The sequence below is a fragment of the Nitrospira sp. BLG_2 genome, from assembly GCF_049222245.1.
This window is the reverse complement of record NZ_JBLYIG010000469.1, coordinates 1-5647: the sequence shown is the minus strand read 5'-3', so window position 1 is coordinate 5647 and position 5647 is coordinate 1. Positions and strand designations below refer to the sequence as shown.

General features: G+C 55.1%; 5 protein-coding genes. All 5 read left to right on the top strand.

Features of this window, described 5'->3' with window-relative positions; genetic code table 11:
• Positions 1 to 210: hypothetical protein (locus ACOSYY_RS12770; protein ID WP_421662839.1), on the top strand; the 210-nt coding region annotated here is incomplete at its 5' end.
• A gap of 68 nt (positions 211 to 278) precedes the next feature.
• Complete coding sequence (locus ACOSYY_RS12765) at positions 279 to 524, top strand: helix-turn-helix transcriptional regulator (protein WP_421662838.1); 246 nt, start codon at positions 279 to 281, stop codon at positions 522 to 524.
• 653 nt (positions 525 to 1177) lie between these two features.
• Positions 1178 to 3574, top strand: coding sequence for a TonB-dependent receptor family protein (locus ACOSYY_RS12760; RefSeq protein WP_421662837.1), 2397 nt, complete (start codon positions 1178 to 1180; stop codon positions 3572 to 3574).
• A 54-nt stretch (positions 3575 to 3628) separates the two neighbouring features.
• On the top strand, positions 3629 to 4990 hold the full coding sequence (locus ACOSYY_RS12755) for an amidohydrolase family protein (protein WP_421662836.1): 1362 nt from the start codon (positions 3629 to 3631) through the stop codon (positions 4988 to 4990).
• Between the two features lie 102 nt (positions 4991 to 5092).
• Complete coding sequence (locus ACOSYY_RS12750; RefSeq protein WP_421662835.1) at positions 5093 to 5644, top strand: peroxiredoxin family protein; 552 nt, start codon at positions 5093 to 5095, stop codon at positions 5642 to 5644.
• The last annotated feature ends 3 nt before the right edge of the window (positions 5645 to 5647 follow it).

The following is a 5647-nucleotide window of genomic DNA, read 5'->3' as shown; positions in this document are numbered from 1 at the left end:
GCGGTCATGCGTCTGTCTCTCGATCGGGGCCGCACATTCGGACCGGTTCAGGCTCTCAGCGACGGCGCAAAGGCCGAGGCCCCGACCGTCGCCGTTCATCCAAATGGAACCGTAGCCTTGGCTTGGAGCGAGCAGGCCTGGCCGAACAATCGGCTGGTTGTGAAGATGGGTAAACTTGGCCCCACGCAGGGCAAGCAGCCGGCGCCATAATCCGATCCTCCATGAGTCTGTTCCGTGCCAGGCATGAATCAAGCCGAATTTTGCAAAGGAGATGTCCAATGTTTCTGACTGAAGATGCGAGTCGAGCGGTGACGAGCACCATGGAAAAGACGCTGGTACGAGTAGGCGAGGCAGCGGAGCTGCTGTCGGTCAGTCGGTGGACGATCTATCGATGGGTCGAGGAAGGGCGATTGCGCGGCACGAAGATCGGCAAAGGGAGTTTGCGAATCTTCCGCCAGTCCATCGTCGACTTAGTTGAAAACAATGAGAGCAATTCGTTCAGCACGTTTGAGCGAGCCAGGTAGTGACAACGCCGATTGTGTGACTACGTGTAGCATCGATGAGCAAACATCGGTAGACACGTTGTCCGGTGTGCCGTATAGAGATGGCTCGCTTGAGTGAGACTCATAATGCATTCCCATATCTCCCGTCAGAATGTGTATGTCATCGGGCTTGTGGCATTGATCTACAGCGCATTGACTGTAGTAGCTGCGGGGTGCGCACCGGCTCATGCTGACCATCATCAGCACCACCATAGTGAGAAAGGATCATCCGATCATCACGTGCTCTGCAACTGGGCTTGCCAGGCGACGGCAGATGCCGCCGACGCAAGCGGATCTCCACCAACCGTCACGGAGCTGGTGGACGGACTTCACGACCCCAACGTTCATCGACTGTGTCTTGCGCAACAACCTTCCAGCGTTCCGACTCGTGCTCCTCCATCATTCCCTTTCGTCAGGCGTGCATAAGCGATAGCGGGTCAATTCATTCGTCACGTCCCGCGTAGTTCGCTTCGACTCATTCACGTAACAGCGAAAATCCAGTGTGTTGCCCGAGCAGGCTGCCTCCGGCTCGGGCCAAGCGCGGGGCGAAGGGTGCCTGCCTCCTCCTTTGCCCCGCCCTTATTCGGGTAAGAAAACGATGAATATGGCACTCAACCGGGCAGAGGGCACGATGGATGTCCCTCGAACCGGCAACCTCGGTGGAAGGCGTGAGCGCCGGCATTGGATGTCGGATGCGGTGGATCGAGGCGCACGTCGGTCAAAGGGATCATAAGGAAAAGGCGCACAATCGAGGAGGATCCGGGATGGTGGGGAGCCGTAAGAAATCTTGTTGTCTGCTATTTGCGGGAGCTGTTTGGGCCGTGGGCATGAGTTTAAGTATGTCGCCGGTGTGGGCTCAAGGTGGTTCCGAAAAGAAAGAAGACGCCGAGGTTATAGAGATGGAGCCGATCCAAGTAGAAGGCCAGCGAATCGAAAATATCGATGCTGTGAAAAAGGAACTCGCCAAGCGGCCCGCCAGTAGTATCCTCATCGAAGAGAAGGAAATTGTGCAGTCACGGGCATTGAATCTCCACGATGTGCTGCAATTCGCTCCCGGCGTCCGGTTTCAATCTCGGTTTGGAGCGGATGAAGGACAATTCCAAATCCGCGGCACATCGTTGCGGAATAATTTTCATCATCGCGGCATCAATATCTTGATCAACGGCATTCCTTTCGGAGATGCGGACGGCTTTTCTGATTTTGAATCCATCGATCTACTGGCCTACGAGCGGATCGAAGTCTACAAAGGGGCGAATGCCCTTCGGTATGGCGCCAATGCGATGGGAGGCGCGATTAATTTTGTGCCTCGGACCGGATACAACGCCTCCATCCTTCAAATGCGGGTGATCGGGGGAAGCTTCGGATTAGTCAGTGGCCAAGTGTCCAGCGGGAAAGTCACCACGCCGTTCAAGATTGGAAATATGGACGCGACGGCGGACTATTACATCAGCGCGTCCGGTAATCGGCAGGATGGCTTTCAGGAGCACAGTGAACAGGCTAGGCAGCGAGTCAATGCCAATGTGGGGTTGCAGCTCGGCACGCATCAGGAGATCCGTGCGTATTTCCTCCAAGCCAACGTGTCTGAGTCGATTCCTGGAGCGCTCACGGGCGAGCAACTGTTCGCGAATCCAAGACAAGTTGGCGGACAAACCCCTGGGGCGAATCCGTCCGGAGGAAACTTTTTCGCATGCGTGCTCGATAATCAGACCTGTAAATACGGACGGTATTACAATCTCCAACGGATCGGTATCGCTTACCGGAACGAGTTTGCCACCAATCAATTCATCGAGATCATTCCCTATTATTCGTACCAGTACCTCGACCATCCCATTTTCCAAACGATCCGCCAGGACAACCATAACGTCGGGGGCGAACTACGCTATTCGAACGCGAACCCGCTCTTCGGCATGGCCAATTCGCTTGTCGTCGGAGTGCAGCCGCGCTATCTCGACCAGAATCAGCGACGTTACGTGAATATCCGAGGCACTGCCGGAGCGATCACGCAGAATGCGTTGCTGCGGACCTTTTACGTGGGTGTGTACGGTGAGGATGCGTTGGATCTGACCGAGAAATTCACGGTGGTGCTCGGCGCACGGTGGGATTATTCGACTCGGCAAGGAACCGTCAATAATTACGCGCCGGTCGGGCCTCCGACGCAGACGGCCGACTCCACACTGGCTAACATCCGCCAGCCGCTCACCCACTTCGATGCGATCAGTCCCAAGCTTGGCTTCGTGTACAGGACGACCCCCACGTCCCAACTGTATTTCAATGCCAGCCGAGCGTATGAGCCTCCGCTCAATCTGGAGTTATTGTCCTCAGTCAATGCGGATGGCTCCCCCAACACAGGGTTTCTGAATCTCGACGCGCAACGAGCCTGGCAGTTTGAGCTGGGCTACCGCGGTGCCTCGGTGGATAAGCGCTACACCTGGGATGTGACGGTCTATGACTTGGAAATGACCAAGGAGATTCTCGCCTCGAATATCAACAATCAAAGTACCTTTCAGAATGCGAACGGCACACGCCATGTTGGCGTCGAAGCGGGAGGAGCGATGGCGCTGGCCAGAGGATTGTTCACATCCGGGGGCGGGATGAACGACAGCTTGCAAGTGCGAGCGGCCTATACGTGGTCTCACTTCAAGTTTACGGAGGATGTGCGCGGTGGCGGCGTGGGTGGACCCAACGTGCTGATCGCCGCCGCGGGAAACACGGTCGCCGGCGCGCCTGAGCACAATCTGGCCGGGGAACTCCGCTATGACCATCCTCAGGGATGGTGGCTCGCACCCAATATGGAATGGGTGATGACCGGTATTTACACGGATTATCTCAATACGGAGAAGGCCCCGGCCTACTTTATCGTGAATTTCAGGTCGGGCTGGAATGTCACGAAGAATCTGACGCTCTATGCGGAAGGTCGCAATTTGACCGACAAGACGTATGCCGGTGCCGTGATCGTCAATGACGCGCTCAGACGGTTTGCCAACCCAGGGCTAGGCATCAGCGCGTTTGGCGGCGTGGAGTATAAGTTTTGACGGATATATGCTCCAACACATGACACAGCGGTTTTGTTCGAGGGGAATCTCTCTATGAGAACGTTCGTCTGCCTCAAGGGTTTAGTTCTGGTTGGTGTTTCCTGTGTGGGGGTTCCGACTCCTTCGGTCGCGGTGAGTGAACAAAACGCGACGGCGAAGCAGTACCAATTCACCAACGGGCGGTGGTTTGATGGTGAAGAGTTTCGGCACGATACCTTCTATGTCGTGGATGGTCTTCTGACGCGAACCGCTCCAGCTCATGTGGACGAAGTCGTAGATCTCCGCGACGGGTTCGTGGTGCCGCCATTCGGCGAAGCGCACAATCACAATGTCGAGGGGCCTTGGAACATTGACGCCGTCGTCAGGCGTTATCTGGAAGACGGTGTGTTTTACGTCAAGATTCCTGGAAATATCGGAGAGTTTACCGACCGAATTCGATCCCGTGTCAACGTGCCTACCAGCATAGATGTGGTCTTTTCCAATGGTGGCTTGACTGCCACGGGAGGGCATCCGGAACCCTTGTATGAAGAGATGCTTTCAGGTTCCCGTTATGCCCCGATTCTCGGCCCGATTGCGAAAGGCTGGTTCAATAACCGGGCGTACTTTTCCGTCGATAGCGAACATGACCTTGTGGAGAAATGGAAGTTGATCCTCTCCGGTAAACCGGACTTCATCAAAATATTTTTAGCACACTCGGAAGATTTTGAGCACCGGACGCCGGCCTCGACCCTGAATGCTCACAGCGGCTTAAATCCGAATCTCGTGCCTGCGATCGTACGCAAGGCCCATGGAGCCGGATTACGTGTCAGCAGCCACGTGGAGACTGCGGAAGATTTTCGTCGTGCGATAGACGCCGGGGTGGATGAAATCACTCACCTTCCCGGATGGTGGACGTCCGCGCCGCAAAATATCGCTTCGGCGCGGTTGACCGACGAAGACGCCGATCGCGCCGCATCGGGTCGAGTCGTGATCATCACGACGACTATTGCAGGATCTCTCATGCCGGCCCACCGCGAGCACGCCGCAGAGGATCCTCATCACCACGGGGGCGGCGTCCATCGTCATCCATCATTGCACCATTCAGACGGAGATGCGTCGGCGCGGGATGTCATGAAAGCCAATTTGCGCCTTTTGCATCGTAAGGGAGCACAGCTCGCCATCGGCAGTGACCATGCCGAAACATCGGTCGCCGAGGCGTTGCATTTGCGTGAGCTGGGAGCCTTTGACAATCTCACATTGCTCAAGCTGTGGTGTGAAAGCACTCCGAAGGCAATTTTCATGGGCCGGCGCATCGGCCGGTTGCAGGAAGGATATGAGGCCAGTTTTCTCGTGCTGGCCGGTAATCCTATAGAGCGCTTTGACCATGTGACAAAGATTCTATTCCGGGTGAAACAAGGACATGTTTTGATGAGATGAGTTTCTTCAAGCCACGTATCCTGCGAGTTGTGGCGGCGAGTGCATCAAGGAGCGCAGGACAACTAAAGCCGCTGTAGGTTGTCCTCGAAGAGGAATAGGCAAATGAGTCAATCCACAAACCGGACGTCGCCGACAGTTTTGGTCACCGGCTTCATGCTTCTTATCGGCAGTGGGTTGGTATGGGGAATGGGCTCGCGAGTTCCGGCGGTGGGCACGGCTGCGGAAGACTTTCGTCTGACCGATCTGGAAGGGAACTTACAGAGCTTGAGCCAATATCGGGGGAAGATTGTTTTGGTAAATTTTTGGGCTACTTGGTGCAAACCCTGCACAAAGGAAATGTCGGCCATGCAGACCGTCTATGACAAGCTGCGTGAAAAGGGATTCGTAGTGCTGGCCATAAACGAACTGGAAGACGACGCTAAAGTGCGTGAGCACATTAGGCAACATGGCCATACATTTCCGGTGCTTATGGACCGAGATAACAAAGTGGCGAACCAGTTCGGTGTTTTCGGGTTGCCTGTGAGCGTATTCATTGATGAAAAGGGAGTTGTTCAAGAATATATCAAGGGTGGACTCTTAACCGAGCAGATCGTTGTAGATGTGGTGGCACGTATTCAGAAACAAGAATCAATGAGCGCCACTTCTTTGCGTTAGACG

Bases quoted from the DNA above. Each gene is read 5' to 3' on its own strand.
- ACOSYY_RS12765 (WP_421662838.1), top strand. From the start codon at position 279: ATGTTTCTGACTGAAGATGCGAGTCGAGCGGTGACGAGCACCATGGAA.
- ACOSYY_RS12760 (WP_421662837.1), top strand. From the start codon at position 1,178: ATGTCCCTCGAACCGGCAACCTCGGTGGAAGGCGTGAGCGCCGGCATT.
- ACOSYY_RS12755 (WP_421662836.1), top strand. From the start codon at position 3,629: ATGAGAACGTTCGTCTGCCTCAAGGGTTTAGTTCTGGTTGGTGTTTCC.
- ACOSYY_RS12750 (WP_421662835.1), top strand. From the start codon at position 5,093: ATGAGTCAATCCACAAACCGGACGTCGCCGACAGTTTTGGTCACCGGC.